Raw genomic sequence first — 15,629 nt, forward strand, 5'->3', positions numbered from 1 at the left:
CTCTCTGCGTGTTCTCCCGCCCCGGGCCGCCCCCGGCCCCCCCCGGGGGGGGGGCCGACCGCCGTTTCCCGGCCGCCCCACCGGCGGGGACCGGCCGCCCTTTCCCCGCCCGTCCGCTTGTCCGTCCCAGTCGCCAACCACTTACGGAGCACCCATGGCCCGCCGCCTGTTCACCTCCGAGTCCGTGACCGAAGGCCACCCCGACAAGATCGCCGACCAGATCAGCGACGCCATCCTGGACGCGCTGCTCGGCCAGGACCCGACCTCCCGGGTCGCGGTCGAGACGCTGATCACCACCGGTCAGGTGCACATCGCCGGGGAGGTCGCGACCTCCGGCTACGCCGACATCGCCGCGATCGTCCGGCGCACCGTCCTGGAGATCGGCTACGACAGCTCGCAGAAGGGCTTCGACGGCGCCTCCTGCGGCGTCTCCGTCTCCATCGGCTCGCAGTCCCCGGACATCGCCCAGGGCGTCGACGCCGCCTACGAGTCCCGGGTCGAGGGCGCCGACGACGAGCTCGACAAGCAGGGCGCGGGCGACCAGGGCCTGATGTTCGGCTACGCCTGCGACGACACCCCCGAGCTGATGCCGTTGCCGATCGCCCTGGCGCACCGGCTGTCCAAGCGTCTGTCCGAGGTCCGCAAGAACGGGACCATCCCCTACCTGCGCCCCGACGGCAAGACCCAGGTCACCATCGAGTACGACGGCGACCGCGCGGTGCGCCTGGACACCGTGGTGGTCTCCTCGCAGCACGCCGCCGACATCAGTCTGGAGGGCCTGCTCGCCCCCGACATCCGCGAGTACGTGGTCGAGCCCGAGCTCGCCTCGCTCGACATCGACACCAGCGACTACCGGCTGCTGGTCAACCCGACCGGCCGCTTCGAGGTCGGCGGTCCGATGGGCGACGCCGGCCTGACCGGCCGCAAGATCATCGTGGACACCTACGGCGGCATGGCCCGCCACGGCGGCGGCGCCTTCTCCGGCAAGGACCCGTCCAAGGTCGACCGCAGCGCCGCGTACGCGATGCGCTGGGTCGCCAAGAACATCGTCGCCGCGGGCCTGGCCCGCCGCGCCGAGGTGCAGGTCGCGTACGCGATCGGCAAGGCCGAGCCGGTCGGCCTGTTCGTCGAGACCTTCGGCACCGAGACCGTCCCGGTGCTGACCATCCAGGAGGCCGTCACCAAGGTCTTCGACCTGCGCCCGGCCGCGATCATCCGCGACCTGGACCTGCTGCGGCCCATCTACGCCCAGACCGCCGCCTACGGCCACTTCGGCCGCGAGTCGGAGGAGCTGACCTGGGAGCGCACCGACCGCGCGGCGGAGCTGCGCACGGCCGCCGGCCTCTGATCCACCGACTGATCCACCGACTGATCCACCGACGAGGGCCGATGTCGGGCCGCAGAGCGAGAGCCGCGGCACGGCAGCCGAAGTACGAGAGCCGAAGTACGAGAGGGGAAGTACGTTGACCATCCTTCAGAGCGGACTCGCCGATCGTCTCGGCACCGTCGTCGGCAGCCCGACCCCGCCGCCCGCCGCAGTCCGGGCCCCGGTGCACCCCCGGACCGCGGCGGTCGGGCCGCAGATGCGCTCCGCCGTCGAGCAGTTGGCCGCCAAGCACCGGGAGGCCTACGACGGGCCGAGCGCGGACGCCACCGAACGCCAGCACGCCCGGGGAAAGTTGACCGTCCGGGAACGGCTGGACGTACTGTTCGACGAGGGCACCTTCGTCGAACTGGAACCGCTGCGCCGCCACCGCGCCCAGGGCCTCGGGCTGGAGGACCGCAAGCCGTACACCGACGGCGTGGTGGTCGGCTGGGGCGAGGTGCACGGCCGGACGGTCTTCGTCTACGCGCACGACTTCCGGATCTTCGGCGGCGCGCTGGGCGAGGCCCACGCGCAGAAGATCCACAAGATCATGGACATGGCCCTGGCCGCCGGTGCCCCGCTGGTGTCGCTGAACGACGGCGCCGGCGCCCGCATCCAGGAGGGCGTCACCGCCCTCGCCGGCTACGGCGGCATCTTCCAGCGCAACACCAAGGCCTCGGGCGTCATCCCGCAGATCTCGGTGATGCTCGGCCCGTGCGCCGGCGGCGCCGCGTACTCGCCCGCCCTGACCGACTTCGTTTTCATGGTCCGCGAGACCTCGCAGATGTTCATCACCGGTCCGGACGTGGTCCAAGCGGTGACCGGCGAGAAGGTGAGCCAGAACGGCCTGGGCGGCGCCGATGTGCACGCCGAGGTCTCCGGGGTGGCGCACTTCGCCTACGACGACGAGCAGACCTGTCTGGAGGAGGTCCGCTACCTGCTCTCGCTGCTGCCGCAGAACAACATGGAGATGCCGCCGGTCGAGCCCTCCGGCGACCCGGCCGACCGCCGCTGCGAGGAACTGCTCGACCTGGTGCCGGTCAACGGCAACCAGCCGTACGACATGCGCCGGGTGATCGCGGCGATCGCCGACGACGGCGAGTACCTGGAGCTCCAGGAGCGCTGGGCGAACAGCGTGATCTGCGCGCTGACCCGGCTGAACGGCTCGGTGGTCGGCATCGTCGCCAACCAGCCGCAGTCGCTGGCCGGGGTGCTGGACATCCACTCCTCGGAGAAGGCCGCGCGCTTCGTCCAGCTCTGCGACGCCTTCAACATCCCGCTGGTCACCATGCTCGACGTGCCGGGCTTCCTGCCCGGCGTGGACCAGGAGCACGGCGGCATCATCCGGCACGGCGCCAAGCTGCTGTACGCGTACTGCAACGCCACCGTGCCGCGGATCCAGCTGATCCTGCGCAAGGCCTACGGCGGCGCGTACATCGTGATGGACTCCCGCTCGGTGGGCGCCGACCTGTCCTTCGCCTGGCCCACCAACGAGATCGCGGTGATGGGCGCGGAGGGCGCGGTGAGCGTGATCTTCCGCCGGGAGATCGCCGGCTCCACCGACCCGGTCACCACCCGCGACCTGCTGATCCAGGAGTACCGCGAGGAGTTGATGCACCCGTACTACGCGGCCGAACGCGGCCTGGTGGACGACGTCATCGACCCGGCCGAGACCCGCCGGATACTGATCCGCTCGCTGGCGGTGCTCCGCTCCAAGCACGCGGAGCTGCCCCGCCGCAAGCACGGCAACCAGCCGGTGTAACCGGCTCCTCAAGACGGACGACCGCTGCCGGAGCCCCCTCGGCAGCGGTCGTCGCCGTGTCCGCCTCGCCCCGGGGCGTGTCCTGCGGGTCCTTGCCCGATCCGACAAGACCCGCAAGACACGCCCTACGCCCGGGCGAGGTCCGGCTTGCGCTCGACGACGTCCAGTTGGGGATCGGCGTTGAGCATCGCGTGGTGCAGCCGCTGCAGCTTGGGAGAGGGCTCCAGTCCGATCGACTCGACCAGCGTGCCGTGCAGCCGCCGGTAGACGTCCAGCGCGTTGGAGGCCCGCCCGCAGCGGTAGAGCGCCAGCATGTAGTGGGCGTGCAGGTTCTGGTGCATCGGGTAGCGGGCCGTCAGCGAGGCCAACTCGCCGATCAGGCTGGCGTGCCGGCCCAGGCCCAGGTCGGCGCTGATCCGGTCGTCGACGGTGCTCAGCCGGTTCTCCTCCAGTTGGATGGCCTCGATCGAGAGGATCTCGCCGAGCTGTAGGTCGGCCATGGCCGGCCCGCGCCACAGGTCGAGCGCGGCGCGCAGCTGGATCGCCGCGGTCGCGCAGTCGCCGGCCCGCAGTGCCGACTGGCCGGCCTCCCGCAGTCGGTCGAACCGGGTCGCGTCCGTCTGCTCCATCGGGATGTCGAGCAGATAGCCGTTGTACTGGGTGCGCAACAGCGACTTGGGGCAGGCGCCGTCCGGCGCGAGGCCCTTGGCCAGCATGCGGCGCAGCTGCAGGATGTAGGTCTGCAGGGTGGTGGCCGCGCTGCGCGGCGGGTCGTACGACCACAACTCGTGGAAGAGCGTCTCCACCGGCACTTTGGTGCCGGATCGGAGGGCGAGCAGGGCGAGAACCTGTCTAGGCTTCCCCGCGCTCGGCACCACCGACGTCCGTCCGAGCCTGGCGGTCAGTGGGCCCAGGATGCCGATCTCCACCGGAGTCTCCCTTCGTGCTCCGTGCTCCGTGCTGCGTTGCGAAGGCGCTGGTGCCGCGACCGAGGCGGGTCGCGAACTCGCTGCTCACGAAGGCCTTCGGGCCTCGTGGACCCCAGGAGCGGGGATGCGCCTCGCAGCGTCTTCACCTTGGCATCCGGGGCGGTCCGGAACCCAGTGCCGGCCTCACCGATCCAGGATGACTCAAGAACGGCCCGAGGCATGAGGATTTCACGGGCGAGAGATGAGCGCGGCACTGTCCCCGGCTCCAGTCGTGAGCCCAGAATCCTCGTGCCGCTCCGGGACGCCCCGCAGCGGAACCACGAGATCTGACGGCCCTTCACGACACCTGGGGGAACACGTGTTCGGAACTGCTCTTGTCGACTCGCTGGACCTGGCCGACCTGATGTCCGCGACCGGGGACCAGGACCTGGACCTGACGATCGTGGACCTCGACCACGCCGCCGCCGGGCGGGTCGACCTCTGCGTCTGCTTCTCGACCGACAGCCTGTAGGGGGTCTTCCGGTGACCCGCAGAGCCGCCTCGACCGCCGTACCCGCCGCCGACACCCGCCTGATCGGCTTCCGCAGCCATCTGCGCACCGAAGTGGTGCCCGGCGACGCGGCCTACCTGGTCTCCGACCAGGGTGTGACCGCCCTGCAAGGGGAGGGCGTCGAACGGCTGGTGCCGCTGCTCGACGGCACCCGCGACCTCGCCGGCGTGCTGCGGGACGCCGCGCCCGGGCTCGCCGACGGGCGGGCCCGGCAGCTGATCGCCCGGCTCGCCCGGGCCGGGCTGATCGGCTACCACGGTGAGACCGCCGTCGAACCGGCGCACCGCTCGGCGCGGGCGTACTGGGAGCTGGCGGGCCTGGACGGCGCCGCCGCGCTCGGGCGGGTCGGTGCGGGCGCCGCGGTGCTCGCGGTCGGCGGCGCCGACGCCGGGGAGGTCGAGCAGGCCTGCCGGGACAACGGCCTGCCGGTCACCGCCACCGCGGGCGCCGGGGCGCTGTCGGTCGTGGTCTGCGGCGACTACCTCGACCCGGCCCTGAGGGAGATCGACGCCGCCCACCGGGCCGCCGGGCGGGCCTGGCTGGCGGTCAAGCCGGGTGGTTCCAGCCCCTGGGTGGGGCCGGTGTTCGGCGAGGACGACAGCCCCTGCTGGACCTGCCTGGCGCACCGGCTGCGCGCCCACCGGCGCTCCGAGGTGCCGGTGCAGCGGGCGCTGGGCCTGGCCGGCCCGGTGGCCCGGCCGGACACCTCGGTGCCGGCCGTCCGGGCGCTCGGCGCGCAGCTCGCCGCCCTGGAGGCCGCCAAGTGGCTGGCCGGCTACCGGCACGCGGGCCAGCGGGAGATCCGGGTGCTGGACAGCCTCGGCCTGGCCGTCGACGGCCACCAGGTGCGCCGCCGCCCGCAGTGCCCCGAGTGCGGCGACCCGGGACTGATGGCGACCCAACTGGCCTGCCCGGTCGTCCCGGTGGCCCGCCCGAAGGCGGCCGGCGCCGACTGCCACCGCGCCGAGACGCCGGAGCGGGTGTACGAGCGCTACGGCCACCTGGTGAGCCCGGTGACCGGGGTGATCGCGGAGATCCGCCGCGATCCGCGCGCCCCGGTCCGGATCAACTGCTACGTTTCCGGCCGCAATCCGGTGGCCGGATCCGGCGACCTCGCCCAACTGCGCGCCGGGCTGCGGCAGATGAGCGGCGGCAAGGGCGCGACCCCGCTGGAGGCGAAGGTCAGCGCGCTGTGCGAGGCGCTGGAGCGGCACTCCGGCGCGCTGCACGGCGATGAGACCAAAATCCGGGGCAGCTACCGGGAGTTGGCGGCGGAGGCGGTCCATCCGGACGACTGCCAGCTCTTCGACCCGCGCCAGTACGCGGACCGGGAGACCTGGAACGAGCGGCACTCCGTCTTCCAGCAGGTGCCGGCCCCCTTCGACGAGACCGCGCCGGTGGACTGGACCCCGGTCTGGTCGCTGGCCGACGGCCGCCGGCGCCTGCTGCCCACCGGGATGCTCTACTACAGCTGCTCGGTCGGCCCGGTCGTGCCGCCCGCCGGCAGCCGCACGCTGCGCGCCGACTCCAACGGCAACGCGGCCGGCAGCAGCCTGGAGGACGCCATCGTGCACGGCTTCCTCGAACTCGTCGAGCGGGACGCGGTCGCGCTCTGGTGGTACAACCGCACCCGTCAACCGGCCGTCCGGATCGAGGGGTTCGACGAACCCTGGTGCCGGGACGCGCTGGAGCTCTACGCCGGCCTCAACCGCGAGGTGTGGGCCCTGGACCTCACCTCGGACCTGGGCATCCCGGTCTTCGCCGTGCTCTCCCGCCGCACCGACAAGCCCGCCGAGGACATCATGTTCGGCTTCGGCGCGCACTTCGATGCCCGGATCGCCCTGCGGCGGGCCCTGACCGAGATGGGCCAGCTGCTGCCGGCCGCCCTCGGCGCGGCCCCCGACGGCACCGGCTACGACCTGGACGACCCCGAGCTGCTCTCCTGGTGGCGCGCGGCGACCGTACACAACCAGCCCTACCTGCTGCCCGATCCGGCCCGGGCGGCGCGCGGCCCGGCGGACTTCCCGGCCGACCCGCGCCGCGACCTCGGCGAGGAGGTCGCCGCCTGTGTGGAGACCGTCCGCTCCCACGGCCTCGACCTGCTGGTGCTCGACCAGACCCGACCCGACATCGGCCTGCCGGTGGTCAAGGTCGTCGTCCCCGGCCTGCGCCAGATGTGGGCCCGGTTCGCCCCGGGCCGCCTGTTCGACGTCCCCGTCGCCCTCGGGCGACTGGCCCGGCCCACCCGCTACGAGGACCTCAATCCGATCCCCCTGTTCGTCTGACCGATCCGGTCGGACCGTCCGGCGGAGCCCCCGCCCGCCCCGCCCCCAGCACCGAGGAGTACCCCCATGCCGACCAGCGACGGAATCCTCGCCGCGGCCCGTGCCGCCGGCGGAGCCCGCCCCCGCGCCCTGTGGTCCCTGCGCGAGGACGTCCTGGTCGAGCCGGTGGAGCCGGACGGTTCGCTGCTGCTGAGAGCCCGTTGGGGCGACTTCCGGCTGGACCGTCCGCATCCGCTGGTGGGGGAGACCCTGCGGCGGATGAGCCTGGGGCCGATCATGCTGGAGAACGTCTTCGCCGGGGCGATCCCCGCCTCCGGCGACGGTGAGCCGGTCGTGGACCAGGCCGGGCAGACCGAGGTGCTGCGGGTGCTGCACCGGCTCCAGCACCTGGTGGTGCGCTCGCTCGGCCTGGAGGACGCCGCCCAGCCGCTGCTGTCCGTGGTCCCGATGGCCAGGGAGGCCCGGTTCCAGCCCGGGCGGGTCGATCCGGCCCGGCCGGTGCGGCTGTCCCGTTTCGCCTTCCTGCGCACCGAGGGCTCCGGCTTCGTGCTGGAGGCGCCCACCGCCCTGCACCGGGTGGAGCTGCACCGGCCGGAGAGCGCCCGGGTGGTCGGCATGCTCGGCCGCCCGGTGCGCCCGGCCGAGATCGTGCCGGAGTCGGGCCTGTCGGAGCCGGTGGTGCTGGCGGTGCTGGCCCAGCTGTCCGGCGCCGGGCTGCTCTCGGTCGCCGAGGACGGCGGGCCCGACCCGGAGGCCTCGGTGGAGCTGATCCGGCTCTCCGCCCCGACCTTCGGCGAGGACCTCGACCCGGTGCTCGCCGCCTGGTCCGGGGTGGACCTGCTCTTCCACACCCGCAGCACCACCGGGCGCCACGACGGCCCGTTCGGCGCGACCTACCCGCTGCGCGGCCGCACCGCCCCCGAGCCCGCGCTGCGCCCGCTCCCGGACGGCCGGCGCCACCCGCTGGCCCGCCCCGACCTCAAGCAGGTGCTGGCCGCCGACCCGGTGCTCACCACGGTGATCGAGGGCCGTCGCTCGATCCGCGAGTTCGGCGCGGCCCCGTTCACCGCCGAGCAGCTCGGGGAGTTCCTGCACCGCACCGTCCGGGTGCGCGGGCTGCGTCCGGCTCCCGCTGACGACCCGTCCGGCGAACCGGTCAGCGACCGGCCGTACCCCAGCGGGGACGGGGCGTACGAGCTGGAGTTCTATCCGGCCGTGCGGGACTGTGAGGGGCTGCCGGACGGAATCTATTATTACGCACCGTCCGAGCATTGTCTGATCGCGGTCAATGAGGGCCCGGAGGAGCTGGACGAGCTGTTCGCCGAGGCCGCGGTGGGCGCCCGGCTGGTCACCCCGCCGGCCGTGGTGATCGCCGTCACCTCCCGGCACCGCCGGCTGTCCTGGAAGTTCAGCGGCCTGGCGTACGCGCTGACGCTCAAGCACGTCGGCGTGGTGACCCAGAGCATGTACCTGGTCGGGACGGCCATGGGCCTGGCGACCTGCGCGCTGCGCAGCGGCGACATCGGGCTGGCCGACCGGGCGTTGGGGGTCGACTGGCGGGCCGAGACCAGGGTCGGCGGCTTCGTCCTGGGCACGCTTCCGGAGAGCGGTCGGCCGGTCCGGGATGAGTGGTCGGATCCGGCCGATTTCGCCGGCTGGAGCGAGTGTGCGAACGAGGTGTCGGCCCGGGGATAGTCGCGCCCTATACTCCCCCCAAGTCGCGTGGGGGGAGTACAGCCGGGTGAGGGAAACCGTGCGTGTGCGGAAGGAGCCGGACGGATCCGGCGACGCGGGGGGGCAGTCGTCGGGGGGAAACAGACCGACCGGTTTCAACGCCCCTCCGCCGAGGCTGGCGTTAGCCATTGTGGTGATCGTTCAGCTCGGCTTCGTTCTGGTCGGGTTTCTGAACATGACAACAAGTCATCCGACGAAAAGCCAATTCATCGCCGCGAGCCTGACATTCACCGCCGCATCGGCGCTCCAGTTCGTGCATTGCGCGCCCAGGATGCAACGGGTGCGGGAACGATTCGGGCGCTGGACGCTGCTGGCGCAGGCGGTGCTGACGTACGTGCCGCTGGTGTTCTTCGGCTTCGCCTGGGGCGGGATGGCGGGCTTCCTCGGCTCATCGGTGCTGCTCCTGCTGCGCGGCAAACGGGCGGGCGCGGCCTTCGGGGCGGTGGTGGTGCTGTCCGGGGTCAGCGGCGCGCTGCTGGGCCTCAGCGTGGCCGAGGCGGTCTACCTCACCGTGGCGACGGCGCTGACCGGGCTGATCGTCTTCGGCCTGACCAGCCTCGCCCAGCTGGTCATCGAGGTGCGACGGGCCCAACAGGAGCTGGCCCGACTGGCCGTCACCCGGGAACGGCTGCGGTTCGCCCGGGACCTGCACGACCTGCTCGGCTACAGCCTCTCGGCGATCACCCTGAAGAGCGAGCTGACCTGCCGACTCGTCACCGCCAACCCCGAGCGGGCGCTGGACGAACTCGGCGGGGTGCTGGAGATCTCCCGGCAGGCGCTGGCCGACGTCCGGGCGGTGGCCCGCGGCTACCGGGACATGTCGCTGGAGAGCGAGGCGGTCTCGGCCCGCTCGGTGCTCTCGGCCGCCGACATCGAGGCCCAGTTCGACCTCAGCGGCATCCGGCCCACCGGGGAGGCCGACACCGTGCTCGCCACCGTGCTGCGCGAGGGCGTCACCAACCTGCTGCGGCACAGCAAGGCGGAGTCCTGCGTGGTCAAGGGCCGGGCGGAGGGCGGGCGACTGAGGCTCACCCTCTCCAACGACGGCGTCCCCGAGCGGGCAGCGCTCGGGGACGCCGACCGGCACGGCGGCGGACTGGACAACCTGCAGGTACGGCTCGCCGAGGTCGGCGGCCGGCTCAGCGCCGGGCCGGACGGGCGGGGGTGGTTCCACCTGGTCGCGGAGGTCCCGGCCTGAGCCTTTCGTTCCGATGGTTCAGAACCGTCGGTCCAAAACCGATGGTCCAAAACCGATGGTTCAGAACCGACGGTTCAGAGCAGCCAGCCGGATTCCTCGGCGAGCCTGATCGCGTCGATCCGGTTGCGGGCGTTGAGCTTCGTCACGATCGTCGTCAGGTAGTTCCGTACCGTCCCGACCGACAGGTGCAGGGTCGCCGCGATCTCCGCCGCCTCGGCTCCGCCGGCGGCGGCCCGCAGCACCTCGGTCTCCCGCAGGGTCAGCGGGTTCTGCCCGCTGTCGAAGGCGTCCAGCAGTAGCTGGGGGTCGATCACCCGCTGACCCGCGGCCACCCCGCGCACCGCTTCGGCGAGCTGCTTCGGCGGTGCGTCCTTCAGCAGGAAGCCGGACACCTGCGCCTCCAGCGCCCGGCGCAGCGTGCCGGGCCGTCCCAGGCTGGTCAGGATCAGCGTCCGGCACTGCGGCAGCTTGGTCTTCAGCAGGCTCGCGGCGGTCAGGCCGTCCATGCCCGGCAGGTCGATGTCGATGATCGCGACATCCGGCCCGGTCTCCAGTGCCTTCGGCACCACCAGATCGCCGCGCTCGGTCTCCGCGACCACTTCGAGGTCGTCCTCCAGGTCCAGCAACGCCACGAGCGCGCCGCGGACCATGTGCATGTCCTCGGCCAGCAGAATCCGTATCACCCGGTAATCCCCCCAGAGCCACGACCGGGCGTGCCACCCGGACGGACTCCGATGGTAGGGGAACCGCGGCCCCACGGTGTTCAACACGCACCGCGGAGTGCAGGGCGCCCGGCGGTGTGCATTCGTACGGTCGTGGGCATGGCGGCCGGATCCGGTCGATGGTGGTTCGGGGTCGCGCCGGGCGACTGTTCAGCCGTGTCCGGCGGCGTGCTTGGCCAGCTCCAGCAGTCCCTCCAGGTCGTGGGCGGCCTCGGCGGTGCAGAGGGCGGTGGTGAGGGCGAGCGCGGTGAGCGCGGGGAGGGGCCAGCTGCGGGGGGTGGGGGCGGGGGCGAGGAGGGCCGTGACCCGGCGGGGGACCGGGCCGAGGGTGTTCGGGCGGAGGCGGCCGAGGAGGGCGAGGGCGGCGGACGGGATGCGGGTGCGGGCCCGGGTGCGGCGGGCGGCGAGGGCGGCCTTGCCGATGGTGCGGGCGACCTGTTCGCGGTCGCCGACGGTCGCGGCGGCGCTTTCGTCGGCCCAGCGTTCCACGGTGAAGGTCACGGTCTCGGCCAGCGGTCGCAGGAACGGGTTGGCGGCGGCGCCGAGTTGGGTGAGGGCGACGAACAGGTAGTGGCGGTGGGCGAGGTGGGCCCGTTCGTGGGTGAGCAGGATCCGCCGTTCGGCCGGGTCGAGCGCCGCCAGCATGCCCGTGGAGACCACGATGCGGCCCGGCCGTCCGGGGATCGCGTACGCCTCGGCCGCCGGGTCGTCCACCACGACCAGCTGCCGACGCCCGGGCAGGCAGGCCGCCTCGCCGGCCGCCCGGGCCAGGGCGCGGGCACGTCGCCAGAGCATCCGCCCTGCGGTCGCGAGGGCGACGGTGAGCAGCGCGCCGGCCAGCACGGCCACCGAGAAGGAGGCCGGGTCGTGGTGCTGGGCGGCGGGCGCCGACCAGTGGTCGTGGGCGAGCCGGGCCAGCAGCGGGATCCGGATCAGCCCGGTGACGGTGAGCATCCCGAGCGCGGCCGTGCTGGCGGTCGCGAGCACCAGCGAGCCGACGGTGAGCAGCCAGGTGGCCGGCCGGGGCGGCAGCCGTTCGCCGACCGGCCGGGCGAGCAGCGCGGCGAGCAGGGGGAGGAGCAGCGGCAGGTAGACGGCGATGCGCATCGGGCCGCCTACGCTCCCGGTCCGAGCGCTCCCGGGCCCAGCAGTCGGCGCAGGAACTCCTCGTCGTCCGAGGACAGCTCGTCGACGAAGTGGGTGAGGACGGCCTCGCGGTCGCTGCGTCCGTCCAGCATCCGGCTCATCTTCCGGGCGGCGAGTTCGGACTCGTCGGAGACGGCGGTGTAGGCGAAGGCCCGGCCGCGCTTGGCGCGGCTGAGCAGGCCCTTGCCGTGCATGCGGCTGAGGGCGGTGACGACGGTGGTGTAGGCGAGCCGGGCGTCGACCTGTTCGAGTACCTCGCCGGGGGTCAGGGCCTCGGGGGCGGCCTGCTGCAGGGCGGTCAGGATGGCGGCCTCCAGCTCGCCCTTGGCCCGCCCCTCGCCTGTGGTGGGTTCGTGCACGCCCACGGACTTGGTCACCTCCCCCACTATCTTCTACATTCAACGTAGAAGTTCTACGTCTGATCGTAGAGGTTTCTGCCTGCCCAGAGTCTGCCATGCCCCGCGCCCGGCGCGAGCGGCGGCAGCGTACCCAGGAGGACGTGCGGTGAGTACAGCAACGGCGGCGACCAGAGCCACGCCCCGGACCATCGCGGCCCGCGCTGAAGCGCTGACCAAGGCGTACGGCTCCGGCGAGACCCGGGTGGTCGCCCTGGACGCGGTCGACGTCGCCGTCCGGCAAGGCGAGTTCGTGGCGATCATGGGCCCGTCCGGCTCCGGCAAGTCCACCCTGATGCACTGCCTGGCCGGTCTGGACACCGCCACCTCCGGGCAGATCCTCATCGGCGACACCGAGATCACCCGGCTCAAGGACAAGAAGCTCACCCAGCTGCGCCGCGACAAGGTCGGCTTCATCTTCCAGGCGTTCAACCTGCTCCCCACGCTCACCGCGCTGGAGAACATCACGCTGCCGATGGACATCGCCGGCCGGAAGCCGGACCAGGTGTGGCTGGACAGGGTGATCGACACCGTCGGCCTGTCCGGGCGCCTGAAGCACCGGCCGACCGAGCTGTCCGGCGGCCAGCAGCAGCGCGTCGCGTGCGCCCGTGCGCTGGCGAGCCGACCGGAGATCGTCTTCGCGGACGAGCCCACCGGCAACCTCGACTCCCGGGCCGGCGCCGAGATCCTCGGCTTCCTGCGCCAGTCGGTGGACGGCCTCGGCCAGACCATCGTGATGGTCACCCACGACCCGGTCGCCGCCTCCTACGCCGACCGCGTGCTGTTCCTCGCCGACGGCCGGATCGTGGACGAGCTGCCGGAGCCCACCGCCGACTCCGTGCTGGACCGGATGCGCCGGTTCGACGGCGCCGGGCGCAGGAGCTGAGGGAGTGTTCAAGACAAGCATCCGCAACTTCCTGGCCCACAAGGGCCGCATGGCGCTGTCCACTCTCGCCGTCCTGCTCGGCGTGGCCTTCGTCTCCGGCACCCTGGTGTTCTCCGACACCATCAACGTCGCGTTCACCGGCATCGCCGGCTCGACGGCCGCCGACGTGACCATCAAGCCGAAGCAGGCGTTCACCCCCGAGGTCGAGGACCGCGGACTGTCCGGCGAGACCCCGACCCTGCCCGCGGGCGTCGTGGCCAAGGTCGCCGCCGTCCAGGGCGTACGGGCCGCGCACGGCCAGGTGAGCCTGCAGAACCTCACCGTCGTCGACAAGGACGACAAGCCGGTCGGCCCGACGACCGGAGCGCCGACGCTCGGCCAGAACTGGTACGACGACCCGCAGGTCCACCTCGTCCAGGGCCACGCCCCGACGAAGGCCGGCGAGATCGTCCTCGACCAGGCCAGCGCCCGGCACAAGGACATCCACCTCGGCGACCCGCTGCGCATCCTCACCCCGACCGGCTCGATGCCGGGCACCGTCGTCGGCGTCGTCACCTTCACGACCGGCAACCCCGGCGTCACCATGGCCTACGTCGACACCGCCACCGCCCAGGCCCAACTGCTCGGCAAGCCCGACCAGTTCACCGGCGTCACGGTCGACACCGCCCCCGGCACCGGCCACACCACCGCCCAGGAGCGGATCAAGGCCGCGCTCGGCGACGGCTACTCGGTGGCCACCAAGGAGGAGCAGGCCCAGACCGCCGCCCAGCAGATCAGCTCGTTCCTGAGTGTGGTCACCCTTGCTCTGCTGGGCTTCGCGGGGCTGGCGGTACTGGTCGGGATCTTCCTGATCCTCAACACCTTCGCCATGCTGGTCGCCCAGCGGACCCGCGAGCTGGGCCTGCTGCGCGCGCTGGGTGCGGGGCGGGGTCAGGTGCTGCGCTCGGTGCTGACGGAGGCGCTGCTGCTCGGGGTCATCGGTTCCACGCTCGGGCTGGGGGTCGGCATCGGGCTGGCGGCGGGGCTGAAGTCGCTGATCTCGGACTTCGGCGTCGACCTGTCCGGCACCGCGCTGGTGATCGGCCCGGTGACCCCGGTGGCGGCGTACGCCGTCGGCGTGCTGGTCACGCTGGTCGCCGCCTACCTCCCGGCCCGGCGCGCGGCCCGGATCTCCCCGATGGCCGCGCTGCGCGAGGCCGCCGTGCCGGCGGAGCCGAGGCTCGGCCGGCGGACGGTGCTCGGTGCGGTGCTGCTGGTGGCGGGGCTGGGTCTGCTGTACGGGGCCTCCACGCACCACGCGACGATCGTTACGGCGGGGGCGCTGCTCGGCGGCGGCATCGTGGCGTCACTGCTGGCGCTGGTGGTGCTCGGCCCGGCGCTGTCGCGGGTGGTCGTGTACGGGCTGGGTGCGCCGTACCCGGCGGTCTTCGGCGCGGTCGGTCGGATGAGCCGGCTCAACGCGGTGCGCAACCCGCGCCGCACCGGGGCGACGGCGGGCGCGCTGATGATCAGCCTGTCGCTGGTGGGCGCGGTCGCCGTGCTGGCGGCCTCCCTCACGACCTCGGTGGACCGGGACGTGGACAACACCTTCGGGGCCGACTACGTGCTCTCCGGCAACGGCGCCACGCCGATCGGGCACGAGGTGACGGAGAAGGTCAGAGCCATCCCCGGGGTGCAGGCCGTGACGCGGCAGCGCTACGCGGTGGCCCACCTGAACGGGTTCCAACTCGTGCTCTCCGGTGTCGACGTCGCCACCGTGGACCAGGCCGTCAAGCCGCAGTACGTGGCTGGCTCCACGGCTGATGTCGCGGCAGGGAAGGTGATGGTCGACGAGACCACCGCCACGGCAGACGGCCTGCGGGTCGGCTCCCCGGTCGAACTGCACTTCCTCAACGGCAAGGTGGGCACGCTGACCGTCGGCGCGATCAGCAAGCCCCCGGCGGGCGCGGGCAAGGACGGCGGCAGCTGGGAGGTGTCCCTGGACACCCTGAACAGGTTCGCCCCCGAGGCCCAGGACTTCGCCCTCTACCTCAACACCGCTTCCGGAGCGGACCGTTCGAAGGTCCAGGCCGGGTTGGAGACGGCGCTTGCGGGGTACCCGCAGGTCACCGTGCAGAGCCAGGCCGACTACAAGAAGTCGATCACCGGCCAGGTCGACACCGTGCTGTACCTGGTCTACGCCCTGCTCGCCCTGGCGATCGTCATCGCGGTGCTCGGAGTGGTCAACACCCTCGCCCTGTCGGTGATCGAGCGCACGAGGGAGATCGGCCTGCTGCGCGCGATCGGTACGTCGCGGGCACAGGTCGGCCGGATGGTCCGCCTGGAGTCGGTGCTGATCGCCGTCCACGGCGCGCTGCTGGGGTTGGGATTGGGCCTGGCCTGGGGCGTTGCGGGCCAGAAGGTGCTGGAACTGTACGGCATCACCGCGCTGAGCATCCCGTGGACCACCATCCTCGCGGTGCTGGCCGGCGCGGCGGTCGCGGGGTTGGCGGCGGCGGTGGTGCCCGCCGTGAAGGCGGCCCGGATGCGGGTGCTGGGCGCGATCGCCACCTCGTGAAAACGGCGGTGGGGGGCCCCCGGGGGGGGGGGGCCCGGCGCCCGCGCGGGGGGGGGGGCCCCCGGGGGTGCGGGGGGGGCAGCCCCACCCGGGGGGGGC

The 15,629-nt window shown here is 72.8% G+C and carries 12 protein-coding genes; 8 read left to right on the top strand and 4 right to left on the bottom strand.

Annotated features, from left to right (window positions below; all coding sequences use genetic code 11):
• Positions 1-154: 154 nt before the first annotated feature.
• Positions 155-1,348: a methionine adenosyltransferase gene (gene metK / locus ABZW30_RS42440; RefSeq protein WP_355676668.1), complete on the top strand. Its 1,194-nt coding sequence runs from the start codon at positions 155-157 to the stop codon at positions 1,346-1,348.
• Positions 1,349-1,583: 235 nt separating this feature from the next.
• Positions 1,584-3,128 carry an acyl-CoA carboxylase subunit beta gene (locus ABZW30_RS42445; protein WP_355676684.1) on the top strand — a complete coding sequence of 515 codons (1,545 nt, stop codon included), beginning with the start codon at positions 1,584-1,586 and terminating at the stop codon, positions 3,126-3,128.
• A gap of 125 nt (positions 3,129-3,253) precedes the next feature.
• On the opposite strand, the gene ABZW30_RS42450 is transcribed toward ABZW30_RS42445, so the two are convergent.
• Positions 3,254-4,057 (bottom strand): AfsR/SARP family transcriptional regulator, encoded by an 804-nt coding sequence (locus tag ABZW30_RS42450; protein ID WP_355676669.1) that lies wholly within the window; start codon positions 4,055-4,057, stop codon positions 3,254-3,256.
• Positions 4,058-4,415: 358 nt separating this feature from the next.
• Between ABZW30_RS42450 and ABZW30_RS42455 the strand changes: the two genes are divergently transcribed.
• From ABZW30_RS42455 to ABZW30_RS42470, 4 genes are all read left to right on the top strand, one after another.
• Entirely contained in the window at positions 4,416-4,568 is a 153-nt protein-coding gene (locus ABZW30_RS42455) for a hypothetical protein (protein WP_355676670.1), read from the top strand.
• 11 nt (positions 4,569-4,579) lie between these two features.
• Positions 4,580-6,892 carry a TOMM precursor leader peptide-binding protein gene (locus ABZW30_RS42460; protein ID WP_355676671.1) on the top strand — a complete coding sequence of 771 codons (2,313 nt, stop codon included), beginning with the start codon at positions 4,580-4,582 and terminating at the stop codon, positions 6,890-6,892.
• 66 nt (positions 6,893-6,958) lie between these two features.
• Positions 6,959-8,587 carry a SagB family peptide dehydrogenase gene (locus ABZW30_RS42465; protein WP_355676672.1) on the top strand — a complete coding sequence of 543 codons (1,629 nt, stop codon included), beginning with the start codon at positions 6,959-6,961 and terminating at the stop codon, positions 8,585-8,587.
• 319 nt (positions 8,588-8,906) lie between these two features.
• Positions 8,907-9,824 (top strand): histidine kinase, encoded by a 918-nt coding sequence (locus ABZW30_RS42470; protein ID WP_355676673.1) that lies wholly within the window; start codon positions 8,907-8,909, stop codon positions 9,822-9,824.
• A gap of 74 nt (positions 9,825-9,898) precedes the next feature.
• Here ABZW30_RS42470 and ABZW30_RS42475 read toward each other — a convergent pair whose 3' ends face one another.
• The 3 genes from ABZW30_RS42475 to ABZW30_RS42485 all read right to left on the bottom strand — a co-directional run bounded on the left by ABZW30_RS42475 (position 9,899) and on the right by ABZW30_RS42485 (position 12,069).
• Complete coding sequence (locus ABZW30_RS42475) at positions 9,899-10,507, bottom strand: response regulator transcription factor (protein WP_355676674.1); 609 nt, start codon at positions 10,505-10,507, stop codon at positions 9,899-9,901.
• Positions 10,508-10,696: 189 nt separating this feature from the next.
• A complete protein-coding gene (locus ABZW30_RS42480; RefSeq protein ID WP_355676675.1) occupies positions 10,697-11,653 on the bottom strand; it encodes a M56 family metallopeptidase in 957 nt (318 codons plus the stop codon).
• A gap of 8 nt (positions 11,654-11,661) precedes the next feature.
• Positions 11,662-12,069, bottom strand: a complete 408-nt coding sequence (locus tag ABZW30_RS42485; RefSeq protein WP_355676676.1) for a BlaI/MecI/CopY family transcriptional regulator — start codon at positions 12,067-12,069, stop codon at positions 11,662-11,664.
• A gap of 169 nt (positions 12,070-12,238) precedes the next feature.
• Between ABZW30_RS42485 and ABZW30_RS42490 the strand changes: the two genes are divergently transcribed.
• On the top strand, positions 12,239-12,973 hold the full coding sequence (locus tag ABZW30_RS42490; RefSeq protein WP_355676685.1) for an ABC transporter ATP-binding protein: 735 nt from the start codon (positions 12,239-12,241) through the stop codon (positions 12,971-12,973).
• Between the two features lie 4 nt (positions 12,974-12,977).
• Complete coding sequence (locus ABZW30_RS42495) at positions 12,978-15,530, top strand: FtsX-like permease family protein (RefSeq protein WP_355676677.1); 2,553 nt, start codon at positions 12,978-12,980, stop codon at positions 15,528-15,530.
• The last annotated feature ends 99 nt before the right edge of the window (positions 15,531-15,629 follow it).

This window comes from Kitasatospora sp. NPDC004669, assembly GCF_040609455.1.
Lineage (GTDB): Bacteria > Actinomycetota > Actinomycetes > Streptomycetales > Streptomycetaceae > Kitasatospora.